The following is a 16,933-nucleotide window of genomic DNA, read 5'->3' on the forward strand; positions in this document are numbered from 1 at the left end:
GCACAGCGCCAGGGCGTGCGCCGGGCGTCTTTCGGCCTGCCGCGGCGGGCGTGAACGCGAGGAAAAACGGAATCGAAAATTCCATGCTGCATTGCAATATCGAAATGCGTTGACGATTTCCGCACGACCGTACGAAACTAGGAAAAATCTTTAAATTCCAGCAATAAAATCCAGCATCCACTACCAGGAGACACGATGGCATTTCCCATGAGCCCAGTGATGGGCCAGATGATGAACCAGCCCCTGCTGATTTCCAGCATTATCGAGTTTGCAGCGCGTCATTATGGCAGCGGGGAAATCGTCTCGCGGCGCGTGGAAGGCGATGTGCACCGCTATACCTACCGCGATTGCCACCAGCGCACGCGGCGCCTGGCGAATGCCTTGCACGGGCTGGGCGTGGGCATGGGCGACCGGGTCGCCACGCTGGCCTGGAACGGCTATCGCCACCTGGAAGCGTACTATGCCGTGTCCGGCTCGGGCGCCGTGCTGCACACCATCAATCCGCGCCTGTTTCCCGAACAGATAGCCTACATCTCGAACCATGCGGAAGATCAGGTGCTGCTGTTCGACCTGACCTTCCTGCCCGTGGTGGAAAAGATCGCCGCCGACTGCACCTTTGTCCGCCATTTCGTGCTGATGTGCGACCGCGACCGCATGCCCGCCAACAGCAGCATCCCCGACCTGCTGTGCTATGAAGACTTGATCGACACGCATTCGGACGACTACACGTGGCCCCTGTTCGATGAAAACTCGGCCGCCGCCCTGTGCTACACCTCGGGCACGACGGGCAACCCCAAGGGCGCCCTGTATTCGCACCGCTCGACCGTGCTGCACGCGTATGCGTCGGCCATGCCCAGCGCCCTCAACGTGCGCGCCACCGACACGGTCCTGCCCGTCGTGCCCATGTTCCACGTGAATGCCTGGGGCTTGCCGTATTCCGTGCTGCTGTCGGGTGCGCGCATGGTGTTTCCCGGCGCGGCGCTGGACGGCAAGTCGCTGTACGAGCTGTTCGAATCGGAAAAAGTGACGTTCTCGGCCGGCGTGCCCACGGTCTGGCTGGGTCTGCTGAACTACGCCTTGCAGAATGATCTGAAATTTTCCACCTTCCGCCGCACGGTGATCGGCGGAGCCGCGTGCCCGCCGGCCATGATGGATACCCTGATCGACAAGTTCGACGTGGAAGTCATCCATGGCTGGGGCATGACGGAAATGTCGCCGCTGGGCACCACGGGCGGCTTGCAGACCAAGCACCTGGCCATGGACAAGGCGGCGCAGCGCGATATCCTGCACAAGCAGGGCCATGCGATCTATGGCGTGGACATGAAGATCGTCGATGACGACGGCAAGGAATTGCCGTGGGATGGCGCGGCCTACGGCCATCTGCTGGTCAAGGGGCCGTGGATCATCTCTTCCTATTACAAGAACGAGGGCGGCGAGGTGCTGCAGGATGGCTGGTTCCCCACGGGCGACGTGGCCACCATCGATGCGGACGGCTACATGCAGATCACGGACCGCAGCAAGGACGTGATCAAGTCGGGCGGCGAGTGGATCGGCACCATCGACCTGGAAAACCTGGCCATGGCCCACCCGGCCGTGCTGCAGGCGGCCTGCATCGGCGTATTCCACCCGAAATGGGACGAGCGTCCCGTGCTGGTGGTGGTGCTGCGCCCCGGCATGGAGGTCACGCGCGAAGCCTTGTTGCAGTTCTTTGAAGGCAAGATCGCCAAGTGGTGGACGCCCGACGACGTGCTGTTCATCGATGCCTTGCCCATGGGCGCGACGGGCAAGATCCAGAAGAACAAGCTGCGCGAGCAGTTCAAGGGGCACAAGCTGCCGGGGCTGTGATGCATCAGCGGGCCTGATCCAGCCGGCGGCAAGGACCCGGGGGCTGAGCTTCAGGGAACGCGACAGCAAGGGCCGGGGTCGGACCCTCAGGGTCCGACCCCGGTATTTTGATGCCGTTGGGTTAATGCTTGTTTGTCACGCCGCCTGCGGCAACGCCGAGCCCAGCTTTTCCAGCAGATGATCGCACTGGAAGACGGACAGGGTCTGGCGTTGCTCCTGCGTGCCGATATCGATCATTTCATCCATTTCGCTGCGCAAGTCGTCATGCGTGCCCGTGCGGATGATTTGCGGCGCCGCAAAGCGCTGGCTGTCGGAAATGGTCATGATGTTGTCGACATGGTCGACGAGGAAACCGTAGCGCTCGGCGCCCCGTTCCACGATGAGGATCTTGCCGGCGCCCGTGTCCGCCAGCGGCGGCATCGCATACAACTGGCGCAGATCGATGATGCTGATCATTTGCTGGCGCAGGTTCAGCATGCCGCGCATGCAGGCCGGCATGCCCGGCGGCGTGGTGATGGCGCCGCTGAAGTCGATGATTTCCCGCACTTGCCCGATTTCCACGGCGAACTGGGTTTCCACCGTAAACGTGATGTAGACGCGGCGCTGCGCCTTGCGCGTGGCGGCGGTGGCCGTTTCCGTGTCGGCCGGATACAGGCGCGCGTGGCCGTCGCGCATTTCGACGATCTCGGCTTGCGAGAGGATTTCCTTGTGGTCCAGAAAAATGATGTCGCCCAGGCCTTCCCTGGTGATGCAGCCGGCGAACATGGCGGCCCGTGCCTTGCTCAGCAGGGGAATCGGCAGCACTTCGTCGCCAAAGAAATGCACGATGCTGTCGACGGAATCGACGAGAAAGCCGATCGTCGTCTCTTCCAGGCGCACGACGATGATGCGCTGTTCGGGCGTGGCCGCCTTGCCGGAGCCGGCGGCCTGCAGCAGGGCGCCGAAGTCGACGACGGCCACCTGGCTGCCGCGGAAATGCATGCGTCCGAGGCACAGTTCGCTGTTCAGCAGAGAGCTGTGCAGTTCCGGCACCTTGATGATTTCCTGGATGGCCAGCATTTCGAAGGCAAACGTGGCGCCGGCCGCATGAAAGCTGACGCACTGGCGCCGCTCGCTCTGCGCATGGTAGCGGGCCGTGCTCAGCTTGGCGCCGCTCGCCTGCAGGGCCAGCACGTGCGGCACGTTCTCGATGCGCAGCAGCGCGTGCGGGTCGAGGATCTGCAGCAGGCGCGCGCCGCCGTCGAGCAGGATCGTGCCGGCGATGACGGCGTGCGCGTCGCCGGCCCCATACTGCAGCGCGCTGCGGGCGCTGGCGGGCACGCGCAGGATCTCGCCCGTGTCCTGGAACACGATGCCGATCAGCACTTGCTGAAAATCCAGGATGGCAATCTTGTCCGTGGCCACGGCGCGCGGCGCATCGGCGCGGAACAAGCGGCCCAGGTTGACCACCGGAATGACGCTGCCGCGCAAGGTGAACATGCCTTCCAGGTATGCGGGCGAGAGGGGCAGGGCCGTGACTTTCGCGGGGTAGTTCACCACCTCGCGGATGCAGCCGGCGGGCAGGGCGAATTCATCGCCGCCCAGCTGGAAGGAGCCGAACAGGTCGGCGGCCGCGTCGCCCTGGGCCTGGCTGTGCAAGCCCGTCGCTTCATGCATATCCATATGCGCCTTCCTTGCGTGGATTCAATCCGGGTTGCGCCACCACATCGGTGACGGCGTAGCTGTGGTGGGCGCAATCGATCAGCAGCTGGCGCCCGTGGCGTCCGCCCAGCGCGCAAAAACTCACGTGCAGGCCGCACTGGTCCAGGTATTTCTGCGCCGCTGCCGCATTTTGCCGCCCCACCTGCAGGCGGCCATTGCGGGGACCAAACATGCTGGCGCCGCCCGCCAGCACCACTTCGATATCGGCGTAGTCGGCCTGGCGCACGCCCATCAGGCGCAGCAGCGAGGGCACGGCCTGGCTCACATAACGCGCACCAGGCGCGCCCAGGCCCGCCTCGGCGCCGGGCGCTTCCGGCAGCAGGCAGTGGGCCAGGCCGCAGCAGGGGCCGTTCTTCCAGATGAAGCCGATGCCGATGCAGGAGCCCAGCAGCGCCTGCAGCTGTTCGCCGTGCATGCCCACGCTAAGTTGTCCCATGCCAACGTGGTGCAAGGGGGCGCCGTGTTCATTGAGCAGGCCGATGCTCATGCCGCGCCCGCCTTATAAATCATGGGAAACTCGAATTGGTAGCCGGTGCCCAGGCGGGCGATGGTTTCCGACTCGCCCAGGATCAGCCGGCCCTCGTCCTTCAGGCTCAGGCGCGCCTGGCGCAGCACGGTTTCCTGGTGTTCGGCGTCGAAATAGATGAGTACATTGCGCAGGAAGACCAGGTCGAAGCGCTGGGCCGGGCGCAGCGCTTCGAGCAGATTGTGCTGCGCAAAGCTGACGTGCTGGCGCAGTTCCTCGTTGACCTTGACGCCATACGGGGAGGGCGTGAAGTACTTGCGCAGCAAGTCCGGGTGCGACAGGCGGATGCGTTCGACGGAGCGGCCGCTGTACTGGCCGGCCCTGGCGGCGCCCAGGATCTGCTGCGAAATGTCGCTGGCCAGGATCTGGTAGCGGAAGGCCGGCGCCTGCAGCTTGAACTGCTCGCACAGCATGGCGATCGAATACAGCTCCTCGCCGCTGGCGGCGGCGGCCGACCAGATGCTCAGGCAGCCGCCCGGATGCGCGCGCGCCCAGGCGGGCAGGTAGCGGTCGCGGAAGTAATCCCAGATGGACGGCGTGCGGAAGAACAGGGTGTCGTTGGTGGTCACCAGGTCGATGAAATGGGCCACTTCGTCGCGGTCGCTGGCCACCCGGTCCAGGTAAGCCTGGTAGCTGGGCAGGGACAGCGCCTGCAGGCGTGGCTGCAAACGCCGTTCCAGCAAGACGCTCTTGCGCGCCGTCATGGCGATGCCCGTATGCTGGCGCACCAGTGCGATCAGGGTCATCAGCACCTCGGGCGTCAAGGTGGCCGCGTGGCTCATGGCCTACACCACGAAGCCGGAGACAGTCTGGTTCAGGCTGCCCGCGCGCTCGTTCAGGCCATCCGTCGAGCGGGCGATGCTGTCGCAGTTGGCGGCCGACTTTTCCGTTTCCTCGGCGATGTACTGGATCGCCGTCGACACTTCGCGCGCCGTCAGCAGCTGCTCGTTGGCCGCCTTCGAGATATCCGAGATGGCCAGGGTGGTCTTCGCCACGCCCGAGACGATCTTGTCGAAGGCGTCGCTGGCCTGGCGCGAGATTTCGCTGCCCGTGGAGACGCGCTTGACGGATTCGTTGATCAGCTTGGAGATTTCCTTGGTGGCCTGCGACGAGCGTTCGGCCAGCTTGCGCACCTCGTCGGCGACGACGGAAAAGCCCAGGCCGTGCTCGCCCGCGCGCGCCGCCTCGATGGCCGCGTTGAACGCCAGCATATTCGTCTGGTTGGCGATCTCGCTGATGACCTTGACGATTTCGCCGATGTCTTCCGACGAGCGGTTGATCAGGTCCATCGCCTCGATCGACTTGGCGACGGCGCGCGCGCCCGCTTCCGCTTCCTGCTGCGTGGCTTTCGCCAGGTAGTCGGCGTTCGAAGTGTTTTCCGCGATGGAATTGATGGAAAACGTCAGGCCGTCGATGGAGGCGTTCATTTCCTCCACCGTGGCGCCCAGCGCCTGCGTGCCCACGGCCACGCCCGTGGCCCGCTCGGCGATCGTATGCGAGGCGTCGGCAAAGCCGTTGGCCGCCGACACCACGTTGCCGATCACGCCGCGCAAGTCGACGATCATCTTGCTGATGCCGCCCGCCAGCAGGTCGATGGGCTCGTCGCCCTCGGGCACGATATTGCAGGTCAGGTCGCCTTGCGCCGCGCGCGCCACCGACTCGAGCAGGGCATTGACCTTGCGGCTGTCGTTGCTGGCCTTGGCCTGGATGCTGTTTTCCAGGTTCACCTGTTCGCTGATGTCGATGGCGAACTTGACCACCTTATAGGGCTTGCCGTTCAGGTCCAGGATGGGGTTGTAGGTGGCTTGTATCCACACCACCTTGCCATGGTTGCCCAGGCGCTTGTAGCGGCCCGCGTCGAATTCGCCGCGGTTGAGCTTTTGCCAGAATTTCTTGTACTCGGCACTGCTGGCGTATTCGGGCTCGCAGAACATGCGGTGGTGTTCGCCCTTGATATCGCTCAAGTCGTAGTCCATGACGGCAAGGAAATTCTCGTTCGCATCGAGCACATTGCCCTGCATGTCGAACTCGATCACGGCCTGCGCCTTGCCGATGGCGCTGACCTTGCCTTCGTATTCGGCGTTGCGCTTCTTCATGGCCGTGACGTCGCTGGCGAACTTGACCACCTTGAACGGCCGGCCCTCCGTGTCGAAGATGGGATTGTAGGTGGCGTTGAGCCAGATTTCGCGGCCGTCCTTGGTGACGCGCTTGTATTCGCCCGCGTCGAACTCGCCCTTGGCCAGTTTTTGCCAGAATTGCGCGTATTCCTCGCTCTGCGCGTAGTCCGCTTCGCAAAACATGCGGTGGTGCTGGCCTTCGATCTCGGCCAGCGTGTAGCCGACGGACTTGAGGAAGTTGTCGTTGGCGCGGATGACGGTGCCGTCGAGCCGGAATTCGATCACGGCCTGGGCCTTGCTGATGGCGTCGATCTTGCCTTCGTAATCGGCGTTGCGGCGTTTGCTGGCCGTGATGTCGGTGGCAAACTTGATCACTTTATACGGCTTGCCGTCGGCGTCGAGGATGGGGTTGTAGGAGGCGTTGATCCACACTTCACGCCCATCCTTGGCGCGGCGCTTGTATTCGCCCTGGTCGAACTCGCCGCGTCCCAGCTTGGCCCAGAAGTCGCGGTATTCGGCCGTTTTCACATACTCGGGATCGCAGAAGATGGCGTGGTGCTTGCCTTGCACCTCGGCAAGGGAATAGCCGACGACGCGCAGGAAATTGTCATTCGCATGCAGGATGGTGCCGTCGAGTTCGAACTCGATCACGGCCTGGACACGGTTCAATGCAGTATTTATCGCTTGTAAGTCCAGATCCTGGGAGTGGCTGACATGGCTGGCTGCGTCCATAGTATTTCCTTCAGTGTGGGAAGAGGAATGGGTGGCGCTAATACTGACAGGTAATGACGATATAAAATGCTTCTATAATTCCCCGCACATGATCCGCGTGATAATCGGTGAGAATCTGCGCGATATAAACGGGCGATAGCCGGCGGCACGGATCCCTGATAATAAATCAATTGCAGAGTATTGATTTGAATCAATAATTTTATTATTCCCCAGCCCCTGGCGAAAAACAAGGGGCATGAATAAATAATGTAAAAAGTGTCGTTATTGGCCCGCGCCCCCGATGGCGCAGAGCATTTCGCACATAATAAAACGGTGTTTTCCTTGTTATGTTTTAATTATTTAAAATGGATATGCATTCGATAGCTGCTGGCGCCTTCTGCCAGCGGTGCCACCGGCCGCAGCGGGCGATGTTGTACCATGGTGGCCGGCACCGGCGCCTGGCGCGCCGCGATAAAAATAATACGAGCGTTCTTTTATGCGGTATAGTGAAGCTTCATCCCTTGCAACCACCTCATCGCCAAGCAAAAACCGGTAAATCAATAAGGAAGAGACATGAGTGCTGAATATCAAGTGAACGGCGCCGTTGCCGTCATTACCCTGGCCAATCCCCCCGTCAACGGCCTGGGCCTGGCGACGCGCACGGCCGCCGTGGCCGGCATCCGCCAGGCGCTGGCGGACGAGGCCATCAAGGCCATCGTCATCACGGGCGCCGGCAAGGCGTTCTCGGGCGGCGCCGATATCAAGGAATTCAATTCGCCCAAGGCGCTCACGGAACCGACCCTGCATACCCTGATCAAGGTGGTGGAAAGCGCGACCAAGCCCGTCGTGGCAGCCATCCACAGCGTCTGCATGGGCGGCGGCCTGGAGCTGGCGCTGGGCTGCAACTACCGCGTGGCCGCGCCTGGCGCGCAAATGGCCTTGCCAGAAGTCAAATTGGGCATCTTGCCGGGCGCGGGCGGCACGCAGCGCCTGCCGCGGGTCCTGGGCCTGGAAACGGCGCTCAACATGATCGTCTCGGGCACGCCCGTGGCGTCGGAAAAGCTGGCCGGCACGGCCCTGTTCGACGAAGTGATCGCCCCCGGCGCCGACCTGCTGGCCGCCGCCGTGGCCTTTGCCACCAAGGTCGCCGACGTGCGCCCGCTGCCGAAAGTGCGCGAGCGCAAGGTCGACTACCCGAACCATGAAGCGTTCCTGCAGTTTTCGCGCAATACGGTCAAGGCCATGTCCGGCCCGTTCCCCGCGCCGCTGAAATGCGTCGATGCCGTGGCGGCCGCCGTGACGATGAAGTTCGACGACGGCTTGAAGTACGAGCGCGAACTGTTCATGCAGCTGGTGCAGTCGCCCGAGTCGAAAGCCCTGCGCCATGCCTTCTTTGCCGAGCGCGTGGCCAGCAAGGTGCCCGACGTGCCGGCCGACACGCCCGTGCGCGCCATTGCGACGGCGGCGATCGTGGGCGCCGGCACCATGGGCGGCGGCATCGCCATGAATTTCGCCAACGCGGGCATTCCCGTGATGCTGCTGGAAACGCAGCAGGAAGCGCTGGACAGGGGCCTGGCCACCATCCGCAAGAATTACGAGAACACGGTCAAGAAGGGCAAGTTGACGCAGGACAAGGCCGAGCAGCGCATCGCTCTCGTTTCCGGCACGTTGGCCTATGCGGACATCGCGCAGGCGGACATCGTCATCGAAGCCGTCTTCGAGGAACTGGGCGTCAAGGAAACCGTGTTCAAGCAGCTCGATGCCGTCATGAAACCGGGCGCCATCCTCGCGTCGAACACCTCCACCCTGGACCTGGACAGGATCGCCGCGTTCACCAAGCGCCCGCAGGACGTGATCGGCACGCACTTCTTCAGCCCTGCCAATGTGATGAAGCTGCTGGAAATCGTCCGCGGCAAGGAAACGGGCAAGGACGTGCTGGCCACGGCGCTGGCCCTGTCGAAAAAGCTGAAAAAGACGGGCGTCGTGTCCGGCGTGTGCGACGGTTTCATCGGCAACCGCATGATCGAACAGTACAGCCGGCAAGCCGGTTTCCTGCTGGAAGAAGGCTGCCTGCCCGAGCAGGTGGACAAGGCGGTGGAGAAATTCGGTTTCGCCATGGGCCCGTTCCGCATGGGCGACCTGGCCGGCAACGATATCGGCTGGGCCATCCGCAAGCGCCGCTACGTGGAAAAGCCGGAGGTCACGTATTCGAAGACGGCCGACTTGCTGTGCGAACTGGGGCGTTATGGCCAGAAGACGGGCGCCGGCTGGTATGACTACAAGCCGGGCGACCGCAAGGCCCATCCGTCGGAACAGGTCAACGCCATGATAGTCCAGCACTCGGCCGACATCGGCGTGGCGCGGCGCAAGATCGGCGACCAGGAAATCGTCGAACGCCTCGTGTATGCGCTGGTCAACGAAGGCGCGCGCATCCTGCAAGAGGGCATCGCCCTGCGCGCCTCGGACATCGACATGGTGTACTTGACGGGCTACGGCTTCCCCCTGTTCCGCGGCGGCCCCATGTTCTACGCGGACACGGTCGGCTTGCTGAACGTGCTCGATACGATCGCCGGCTACGCGAAAGGCCGCCACGGCGAAGCGTGGACCCCGGCGCCCCTGCTGGTGAAGCTGGCGGGCGAGGGCAAGGGTTTCAACAGCTAAGAAACCCAACGGCAGAGACCGGGGTCGGACCCTCAGGGTCCGACCCCGGATTTTGCTGCTGGGGTTAAATGCCAGCGATATTTATTACTTCTTCTTCGCCACCATCTTGACCGCCTCGTTGACGATGACGGGGTTGTCTTTCTGGATGTAATAGCCGGCGCCCGTGATGCGCTCGACGGCCGGCGCGCCGGACAGGCGCTGCCAATCCTTTTCCTGCGCCCGCACCACGTTCTCGAACGAGCCCATTTCCTCGATGCCGAACTTGTCGCGCACCAGCAGCATGGCGGGCACGCGCAGGGGGCTGGCCATGTCGACATGCTGCAGGCACTGTGCCTGGGCATCGAACTCGGCCGACTCCGCACTGTTGAACATCAGCTTGCGCCGCGTCTTGACGAGCATGGCGTAGGTGGAGGCGTCCGTCTGCAGGCGGCTCCATTGCTGCGGGTGCGTGGGGTCGAGCAGGACCAGTCCGGCCACGTCCTGCGGGTACAGCCTGGCATACACATACTGGTACAAGCCGCCCAGGCCTTGGCCGACCAGCACATACGGCGGTTTCAGGCCCGCTTGCGCCAGCAGCGCGCGCTGTTGCGCGGCAATGGTGCAGGGGTCGCGCGGCGTGGTGGTTTTCTGGCTGTCGCCGTAGCCAGGACGGTCGTACACGAGCACGCGGTGCTGTTTCACGACCTCGGGCACCACCTTGGCCCACACATCCTTGCCGTCGCCCATGGCCGACTGGAACACCACGGGCACGCCGGCCTGGCCGCTCACGGTGTAGGCGATGCTGGCGTCGGGCAGGGCCGCGGTGGCCGGTACGCCCGGCATCGCCGGGGTGGACGGCAGGAGGGAACAGCCTGCCAGCAGCAAGCCGGCGCTGGAGAGGAGCATGGTGCGCGCGGGGCGGCCGACGAATAGATGATGCATGAATCTCCTTCTTGGTGCAGGGACCGGGGACCGGTATGGCGTGCCAGCCATTATAGGCATTTCACGCAGAAGTGAAAATGCCGAACAGAGACGGATTTCCCGTCTTGCCCGCTGGCCTAGGCGCGATGGCAGACGGCTTCGATGCGGTTGCCGTCCGGATCGAACAAAAAAGCCGCGTAGTAGCTGGCATGATAGTGGCGCAGGCCGGGCGCGCCCAGGTCGATGCCCCCGTGCGCCAGTCCCGCGTGCCAGAACGCTTCCACGGCCGCGCGCGAGGGGGCCTTGAAGCAGCAATGGCGGCGCGGCGCATCGCCGGGCGCGGGGCCCAGGCGTACGGAAAAGTAGCTGCGTTCGGGGTGGCCGGCATCGCTGCGCTCGCCGTAGCCTATCCAGGCGTTGGCGTGGTCGCTGCCCACCTTGGGCACTGCCAGCGCGGCAAAGATGGCGTCGTAGAAGCGCTCGGCGCGTTCCAGGTCGGTAACGGTGAGGGAAACGTGATCGAGCATCGGCACTCCGCTGTAAAAACAAGGACGGCCATAGCATAGCCCGGATCGGGGCGGCTGTGGGCGCGAGTAACCGAGTGATACTGCCGATGGCCAACTGCCGGTTAAGGACGGCTGGGCGGGGAAGCGGAGAGAGGCGCTGGAAAGGGGCGGGCGCTGCTCAGCGGTTACACGAACAGGCGGCCGCCGGCGTGCCGGCCGGCGCAGCGGGCGAGCAGACGGGGCAGGCAGGCGCCGGGCGCGTCGTCCTGGCAACGATGGCGCGGCTGATCTGCTGCACGCGGGGCGCGAACAGCATCACGGCGCAAAAGGCCACGGGCCAGGCGGCAAAGAAGGCATGGCGCCAGCGGGGCAGGAAGTCCGCCTGCAGGCCGATATTGAGCCACGTGACCCAGGCGCTCATCAGCAAGGTCATGACCAGCGACATCAGGAAGGCAAATACGCAGCGCAGGCGCAGGGCTTCGGACATGGTGCACTTTCAGGAAAATTGAGAATAAGGCAGCGTAACGACTTGCAGCAATCTATACTAGCGCCATATTTTTAATTTCAAATTCCATAAATGCAATCATACATGACGCCCCATGCTCGATGACCTGGCCCTGTTTGTCGCCATCGTGGAGGCGGGCAGCCTGCATGCGGCAGCCGTCAAGGAAGAATTGCCGGCCGCCACCGTCACGCGCCGGCTGCAAAAGCTGGAAAGCCAGCTGGGCTACCGCTTGCTCAACCGCAGCGCGCGCCGACTGCAGCCGACGGCGGAAGGCTGGCAATACTACGAGCAGTGCCGTCCCCTCGTGCATGCGCTGCGCCAGGCGACGCAGCAGCTAGACGCCAGCCTGTCGGCCGTCTCGGGCAGCATCCGCGTGCTGGCGCCCGTCAACTTCGCCAGCGGCTTGCTGACGCCCGCCTGGATCAGCTTCATGCAGCGCTATCCGGATATCCGCCTGGAGCTGGAACTGTCGAACCAGCTGCAAGATCTGGTGGGCAGCGGCGCCGACCTGGCCATCCGCGTGGGGGCGCTCGACGATTCCTCGCTGATGCAGCGCCGCCTGGGCAGCGCTTCGCTGGTGATGGTGGCGGCGCCCGGCTACCTGGCGCGCGCGGGCGTGCCGCGCGACTTGCAGGACCTGGCGCAGCATGAGCTGATCGTGGCCGAGCCACTGCGCAGCTGGCGTCTGCGGCGGCCCGGCGACGGCGCCGACATGGCGATCGAACCGCAGGCGCGCCTGCGCGTCAATGAAATGCGCCTGGCCGTGGAGATGGCCGATGCGGGCATCGGCATCCTGCTGTGCCCGCTATTGCAGTGCCGCAAGGAAGTGGCCCGCGGTTCGCTGGTGCGCGTCTTGCCCGACTGGATGCCGCAGCCGCGCCACGTGTACGCCGTGTGGACGCAGCGGCGCTACCTGCCGGCCCGCGTGCGCGTGCTGCTCGAGCACCTGGCCGCGTTTGCGGCGGACAATCCCCTGTTGAACGAGGAACTGGACGTTTGATTCGCCTGCTGCTGCGCCAGCCACTGCGTGAACCGGCGCAGCGCCGGCGCAAAGCCGCTGGCCGGCGTGGCGCCGGGCCTGGCCTGGGCAAGAAAATAGGCCGCCTGCGCCTGCATGGCGGGATGGCGGCGCAGCAACAGCGTCACATGCTCGTCCAGGTCGGCGGGCCAGCCCGCCTCGCCATCGTGGCGCAGGATATTGGTGGAACGGATCAGCTTGCGCGACGCTTCCCTTTGCAGGCGGACGATGGCGCCAGGCGCGCGCTCCTCATCGAGGCGCCGCGCATAGTCTTCCAGCACGGGAACGAAGTCGCCGTTCACGGCCAGGGCGATGGCGCGCGACGGCGCGAAGGGCGCAAAGTGCGGGGCCAGGTCCTCGCCCCACACGCAGCGGCACTGGTGCTTGATCCAGTAGCCCCAGCTGTACAGGTTTTCCGGCGCCAGCACCTGGGCGCGGTGGCCGATATCGAAATCGATCTTGACCACCTCCCGGTGGCGCGCCTGCAAGGCCAGGCGCAAGGCCTCCAGTGCAGCCAGTTGCTGCGGCGCGGCTGGCTGGCGCAGCACCAGGGTCAGGTCCAGGTCGGACACGCCCGGCGTGGCGTCGCCGCGGGCGATGCTGCCGTACAGGTAAATGCCGCTTAGCAAGTTGCCGGCATGCGTGGACAGGCTGGCGCACACGTCCTGCAGCAAGGCGCCGAAGATGGCTTGCAGGGGGCCGTGCGGGGCGGCGGGCAGGGTGGCGGGAGCAATCGCGGGCATGCCTGGCATGAATCCGGTGGGAGAAACGTGCACCATAGCATGCGCCAGCGGGGCGTGCACGGTCATCCTTTCCATTAAGTAATACCGAGCGCTTGTACTTTCCGTCAAGATCGCGTTAAGATAAAGCTGCCCGTTTGTCGAGCGGGCAATCTGGTGTTTTTTTCGCGCAATTCCGTCCCTATCCATGAGAGTAGCAATGAAATATCTGATCGTTCCCCTTTTGCTGGCCATTACCGGCTGTGAAGTATTGTATGACGCGAACCGGGACAAGATCGGCGAGTATTGCAACAGCCTCAACAATTTCGACGACCGCAATGCCTGCCGCAAGCGCAACCAGACCAGCTACCAGGAATACATGCAGCAGCGCGACCAGCTGAAAAAGAGCAAGAGCGACAAATAAGCGCCGGCTCGCCACGCCATACGCCCTATAAATATAAAAAAACGCCGCTGACCAGTCAGCGGCGTTTTGCGTTGAACGCCCCGGCATGGCTGCCGGGGCATGCGCCAGATCAATCGTCGGCGTAGATATTGTTATCCTTGGTTTCCTTGACAAACAGGGTGCCGATCACGACGGTCGCCAGGGCGACGACGATCGGATACCACAGGCCGTAGTAGATGTCGCCCTTGAAGGCCACCAGCGCGAAAGCCGTGGTGGGCAGCAAGCCGCCGAACCAGCCGTTGCCGATATGGTAAGGCAGGGACATCGACGTGTAGCGTATACGGGTCGGGAACATTTCCACCAGCATGGCGGCGATCGGGCCATACACCATGGTGACGTACAGCACCAGGATGAACAGCAGCAGGACCACCATCGGCTTGTTGATCTGGTCCGGATCGGCTTTCGCAGGGTAGCCCGCTTCCTTGATGCCGGCGCCCAGTTCTTTCTTCAGTGCTGCTTCGTGGGCCTTGCTGTCCGCATCGAAGTTCAGGCCATCGGCCGTCATGACGGCGTTAAACGAGGAAAACTCCTTCGTGCCGATGCGTACCTTGGCGATGCTGCCGGCCGGCGCGTCTTCCTTCGTGTAGTTCACCGAACTGTTCGACAGGAAGCCCGTGGCGATGTCGCACGACGACGGGAACTTCTTGGTGCCGGTCATGTTGAACTGGAAGTGGCAGGATGCGGGATCGGCCACCACCACCACTGGCGAGTTCTTCAGTGCCGCTTCCAGCTGCGGATTGGCGAAGTGGGTCAGGCCGTTGAAGATGGGGAAGTAGGTCGCCGCGGCAATCAGGCAGCCGCCGAGGATGATGTACTTGCGGCCGATGCGGTCGGACAGGCTGCCGAAGAACAGGAAGAACGGCGTGGCCAGCAGCAGGGCGATGGCGACCAGCACGTTGGCCGTTGCCAGGTCCACTTTCAGGGTCTGGATCATGAAGAACAGGGCGTAGAACTGGCCCGTGTACCAGACGACGGCCTGGCCGGCGGTCAGGCCGATCAGGGCCAGGATGACGATCTTCAGGTTTTTCCACTTGCCGAACGCTTCCGTCAGCGGCGCTTTCGAGGTCTTGCCCTCGGCCTTCATTTTCGCAAATGCGGGCGATTCATTCATGGCCAGGCGGATCCACACGGAAATACCCAGCAGGATGACGGAGACCAGGAAGGGAATGCGCCAGCCCCACGCCTCGAAATCCTTCTCGCCGGTCGCCAGGCGGGTGCCCAGGATGACCATCAGCGACAGGAAGAAGCCCAGGGTTGCCGTCGTCTGTATCCACGCCGTGAACGCGCCGCGCTTGCCTTCAGGCGCATGCTCGGCCACATACGTGGCTGCGCCGCCGTATTCGCCGCCCAGCGCCAGGCCTTGCAGGATGCGCAGGATGACGAGAATGATCGGTGCGGCGATGCCGATGGACGCATGGCCCGGCAGCAAGCCGACGATGAAGGTGGAGCCGCCCATGATCAGGATGGTGATCAGGAAGGTGTACTTGCGGCCGATCATGTCGCCCAGGCGGCCGAAGACCAGCGCGCCGAACGGACGCACGATGAAGCCGGCGGCAAAGGCCAGCAGCGCGAAGATGAAGGTGGTGGTGGGGTCGCCGATGAAGAATTGCTTGGCGATGATGGAAGCAAGCGAACCGTACAGGTAAAAATCGTACCATTCAAAGACGGTGCCCAACGATGACGCAAAGATGACCTTGCGTTCCTCGGGCGTGATCGGCGTGCCCTTGGTGGATACTTTCCGTACGTCGGCCGGGCCGGATGATGATGCCATGGTTTGTCTCCCTATGTTTTATAGTGAACTGGTGCCGAGGTCTTTTTTGACCATTCTTGCAACAGCTTGGAGCCGAGTGTGTTCTCCGAACCTTACGTCATGCTTGCTTGAAACTTACACCAAGCTTACAGTGCGCGCCCTTTGTGCGGGGTAAAAAGACGGCGCAACTTTGCGAACGACCGTACTTAAATGTGCTATTCTGATTCCGTAGACCGACCACTGACCATACAACATTCCCACAAGGAGACACAGCATGAATGAAGCCGTCATCGTATCGACCGCCCGCACGGGCCTGGCCAAGTCCTGGAAGGGCGCGTTCAACATGACGCATGGCGCCACCCTGGGCGGCCATGTGCTGGCGGCGGCCGTCGAGCGCGCGCGCATCGAGGCGGAGGAAGTGGAAGACGTGCTGGTCGGCTGCGCCTTTCCGGAAGGCGCCACGGGCGGCAATATCGCGCGCCAGGTGGCGTTGCGGGGCGGCTGCCCCGTCACCACGGCCGGCATGACCGTCAACCGTTTCTGCTCGTCGGGCTTGCAGGCCATCGCCCTGGCCGCGCAGCGCATCATCGCCGGCGAAGGCGATATCTATGCGGCGGGCGGCGTGGAATCGATTTCCTGCGTGCAAAATGAGATGAACACGCATATGTACCGCGAGGTCTGGCTGCAGCAGCACAAGCCGGAAGTCTACTGGCCCATGCTGCAGACGGCCGAAACGGTGGCCAAGCGCTACCAGATTTCGCGCGAGCGCCAGGACGTGTATGGCGCGCAAAGCCAGCAGCGTGCCGCCGCGGCCCAGGCGGCCGGCCTGTTCGACGCGGAAATCGTGCCGATGACCACCGTCATGGGCGTGGCCGACAAGGCCAGCGGCATGCTGGTGTCGCGCGAAGTGACGATCTCAAGCGATGAAGGCATCCGTGCCGACACGACGTACGACGGCGTGGCCAAGATCCGCCCGGCCATCCCGGGCGGCGTCATCAGCGCCGGCAACGCCAGCCAGTTTTCCGATGGCGCCGCTATGGCCATCGTGATGAATGCGAAAGTGGCCGAAGCGAAAGGTCTGCAGCCGCTGGGCATTTTCCGCGGCTTTGCCGTGGCCGGCTGCGAACCCGATGAAATGGGCATCGGCCCCGTGTTTGCCATCCCGAAACTGCTGAAAAAAGCGGGGCTGACGGTGGCCGATATCGGCCTGTGGGAACTCAACGAAGCGTTTGCCGTGCAAGTGCTGTATTGCGCCGACACCCTGGGCATCCCCATGGACCGCCTGAATGTGAACGGCGGCGCGATTGCCGTCGGCCATCCGTACGGCGTGTCGGGCGCGCGCCTGACGGGCCACGCCTTGATCGAAGGCAAGCGCCGCGGTGTCAAATACGTGGTCGTCACCATGTGCATCGGTGGCGGGCAGGGCGCGGCCGGCCTGTTCGAAGTGCTGTGATGTTTGCGTGAACCCAGTCTGCGGGCGGCTTCCAGGGCCGCCCGTTTTACTTTCCGGC

At 63.5% G+C, this 16,933-nt stretch carries 14 protein-coding genes; 5 read left to right on the plus strand and 9 right to left on the minus strand.

All coding sequences use genetic code 11. From position 1 onward, the window contains the following. The first annotated feature begins 207 nt into the window (after positions 1-207). Positions 208-1,845: a 3-(methylthio)propionyl-CoA ligase gene (locus tag GCN74_RS04975; protein ID WP_319633447.1), complete on the plus strand. Its 1,638-nt coding sequence runs from the start codon at positions 208-210 to the stop codon at positions 1,843-1,845. Between the two features lie 135 nt (positions 1,846-1,980). Here the strand turns inward: GCN74_RS04975 and GCN74_RS04980 are convergent, their stop codons facing one another. Genes GCN74_RS04980 through GCN74_RS04995 form a run of 4 tightly spaced genes read right to left on the minus strand, consistent with a single transcriptional unit; the run spans position 1,981 to position 6,858 of the window. Beyond that, positions 1,981-3,507 (minus strand): chemotaxis protein CheW, encoded by a 1,527-nt coding sequence (locus GCN74_RS04980; RefSeq protein WP_226938869.1) that lies wholly within the window; start codon positions 3,505-3,507, stop codon positions 1,981-1,983. Next, positions 3,494-4,033 carry a chemotaxis protein CheD gene (locus tag GCN74_RS04985; RefSeq protein ID WP_152255614.1) on the minus strand — a complete coding sequence of 180 codons (540 nt, stop codon included), beginning with the start codon at positions 4,031-4,033 and terminating at the stop codon, positions 3,494-3,496. Before GCN74_RS04985 ends, GCN74_RS04980 begins: the two co-directional genes overlap by 14 nt. Continuing rightward, a complete protein-coding gene (locus tag GCN74_RS04990) occupies positions 4,030-4,854 on the minus strand; it encodes a CheR family methyltransferase (protein WP_152255615.1) in 825 nt (274 codons plus the stop codon). The genes GCN74_RS04985 and GCN74_RS04990 overlap by 4 nt, the downstream gene beginning before the upstream one ends. 3 nt (positions 4,855-4,857) lie before the next feature. Further along, positions 4,858-6,858: a methyl-accepting chemotaxis protein gene (locus GCN74_RS04995; RefSeq protein WP_226938870.1), complete on the minus strand. Its 2,001-nt coding sequence runs from the start codon at positions 6,856-6,858 to the stop codon at positions 4,858-4,860. A 615-nt stretch (positions 6,859-7,473) separates the two neighbouring features. Between GCN74_RS04995 and GCN74_RS05000 the strand changes: the two genes are divergently transcribed. After that, positions 7,474-9,561: a 3-hydroxyacyl-CoA dehydrogenase NAD-binding domain-containing protein gene (locus GCN74_RS05000; RefSeq protein WP_152255617.1), complete on the plus strand. Its 2,088-nt coding sequence runs from the start codon at positions 7,474-7,476 to the stop codon at positions 9,559-9,561. Between the two features lie 84 nt (positions 9,562-9,645). Here GCN74_RS05000 and GCN74_RS05005 read toward each other — a convergent pair whose 3' ends face one another. From GCN74_RS05005 to GCN74_RS05015, 3 genes are all read right to left on the minus strand, one after another. Further along, the gene (locus GCN74_RS05005; protein WP_193316972.1) at positions 9,646-10,482 is read right to left on the minus strand and encodes an alpha/beta fold hydrolase; all 837 of its coding nucleotides are present in this window, start codon (positions 10,480-10,482) and stop codon (positions 9,646-9,648) included. A 116-nt stretch (positions 10,483-10,598) separates the two neighbouring features. Next, the gene (locus GCN74_RS05010; RefSeq protein WP_152255619.1) at positions 10,599-10,988 is read right to left on the minus strand and encodes a VOC family protein; all 390 of its coding nucleotides are present in this window, start codon (positions 10,986-10,988) and stop codon (positions 10,599-10,601) included. 157 nt (positions 10,989-11,145) lie between these two features. Further along, positions 11,146-11,454 carry a DUF2798 domain-containing protein gene (locus GCN74_RS05015; RefSeq protein ID WP_152255620.1) on the minus strand — a complete coding sequence of 103 codons (309 nt, stop codon included), beginning with the start codon at positions 11,452-11,454 and terminating at the stop codon, positions 11,146-11,148. Positions 11,455-11,566: 112 nt separating this feature from the next. On the opposite strand from GCN74_RS05015, the gene GCN74_RS05020 reads away from it, so the two are divergent. Beyond that, the gene (locus tag GCN74_RS05020) at positions 11,567-12,472 is read left to right on the plus strand and encodes a LysR family transcriptional regulator (RefSeq protein ID WP_152255621.1); all 906 of its coding nucleotides are present in this window, start codon (positions 11,567-11,569) and stop codon (positions 12,470-12,472) included. On the opposite strand, the gene GCN74_RS05025 is transcribed toward GCN74_RS05020, so the two are convergent. Next, positions 12,382-13,299 (minus strand): nucleotidyltransferase domain-containing protein, encoded by a 918-nt coding sequence (locus GCN74_RS05025; RefSeq protein WP_226938871.1) that lies wholly within the window; start codon positions 13,297-13,299, stop codon positions 12,382-12,384. The two genes, GCN74_RS05020 and GCN74_RS05025, sit on opposite strands and share 91 nt — an antisense overlap. 130 nt (positions 13,300-13,429) lie before the next feature. Between GCN74_RS05025 and GCN74_RS05030 the strand changes: the two genes are divergently transcribed. After that, the gene (locus tag GCN74_RS05030) at positions 13,430-13,633 is read left to right on the plus strand and encodes a hypothetical protein (protein WP_152255622.1); all 204 of its coding nucleotides are present in this window, start codon (positions 13,430-13,432) and stop codon (positions 13,631-13,633) included. A gap of 109 nt (positions 13,634-13,742) precedes the next feature. Here the strand turns inward: GCN74_RS05030 and GCN74_RS05035 are convergent, their stop codons facing one another. After that, positions 13,743-15,443 carry an MFS transporter gene (locus GCN74_RS05035; protein ID WP_152255623.1) on the minus strand — a complete coding sequence of 567 codons (1,701 nt, stop codon included), beginning with the start codon at positions 15,441-15,443 and terminating at the stop codon, positions 13,743-13,745. A gap of 253 nt (positions 15,444-15,696) precedes the next feature. Between GCN74_RS05035 and GCN74_RS05040 the strand changes: the two genes are divergently transcribed. Further along, positions 15,697-16,875, plus strand: coding sequence for an acetyl-CoA C-acyltransferase (locus tag GCN74_RS05040; protein WP_152255624.1), 1,179 nt, complete (start codon positions 15,697-15,699; stop codon positions 16,873-16,875). Positions 16,876-16,933 lie beyond the last annotated feature (58 nt).

Origin of the sequence: Janthinobacterium sp. FT14W, from assembly GCF_009208755.1 — a bacterium.
Classification (GTDB): domain Bacteria; phylum Pseudomonadota; class Gammaproteobacteria; order Burkholderiales; family Burkholderiaceae_D; genus Janthinobacterium; species Janthinobacterium violaceinigrum.

Bases quoted from the DNA above. Each gene is read 5' to 3' on its own strand.
- GCN74_RS04975 (WP_319633447.1), top strand. From the start codon at position 208: ATGAGCCCAGTGATGGGCCAGATGATGAACCAGCCCCTGCTGATTTCC.
- GCN74_RS04980 (WP_226938869.1), bottom strand. From the start codon at position 3,507: ATGGATATGCATGAAGCGACGGGCTTGCACAGCCAGGCCCAGGGCGAC.
- GCN74_RS04985 (WP_152255614.1), bottom strand. From the start codon at position 4,033: ATGAGCATCGGCCTGCTCAATGAACACGGCGCCCCCTTGCACCACGTT.
- GCN74_RS04990 (WP_152255615.1), bottom strand. From the start codon at position 4,854: ATGAGCCACGCGGCCACCTTGACGCCCGAGGTGCTGATGACCCTGATC.
- GCN74_RS05000 (WP_152255617.1), top strand. From the start codon at position 7,474: ATGAGTGCTGAATATCAAGTGAACGGCGCCGTTGCCGTCATTACCCTG.
- GCN74_RS05005 (WP_193316972.1), bottom strand. From the start codon at position 10,482: ATGCATCATCTATTCGTCGGCCGCCCCGCGCGCACCATGCTCCTCTCC.
- GCN74_RS05010 (WP_152255619.1), bottom strand. From the start codon at position 10,988: ATGCTCGATCACGTTTCCCTCACCGTTACCGACCTGGAACGCGCCGAG.
- GCN74_RS05015 (WP_152255620.1), bottom strand. From the start codon at position 11,454: ATGTCCGAAGCCCTGCGCCTGCGCTGCGTATTTGCCTTCCTGATGTCG.
- GCN74_RS05020 (WP_152255621.1), top strand. From the start codon at position 11,567: ATGCTCGATGACCTGGCCCTGTTTGTCGCCATCGTGGAGGCGGGCAGC.
- GCN74_RS05025 (WP_226938871.1), bottom strand. From the start codon at position 13,299: ATGACCGTGCACGCCCCGCTGGCGCATGCTATGGTGCACGTTTCTCCC.
- GCN74_RS05030 (WP_152255622.1), top strand. From the start codon at position 13,430: ATGAAATATCTGATCGTTCCCCTTTTGCTGGCCATTACCGGCTGTGAA.
- GCN74_RS05035 (WP_152255623.1), bottom strand. From the start codon at position 15,443: ATGGCATCATCATCCGGCCCGGCCGACGTACGGAAAGTATCCACCAAG.
- GCN74_RS05040 (WP_152255624.1), top strand. From the start codon at position 15,697: ATGAATGAAGCCGTCATCGTATCGACCGCCCGCACGGGCCTGGCCAAG.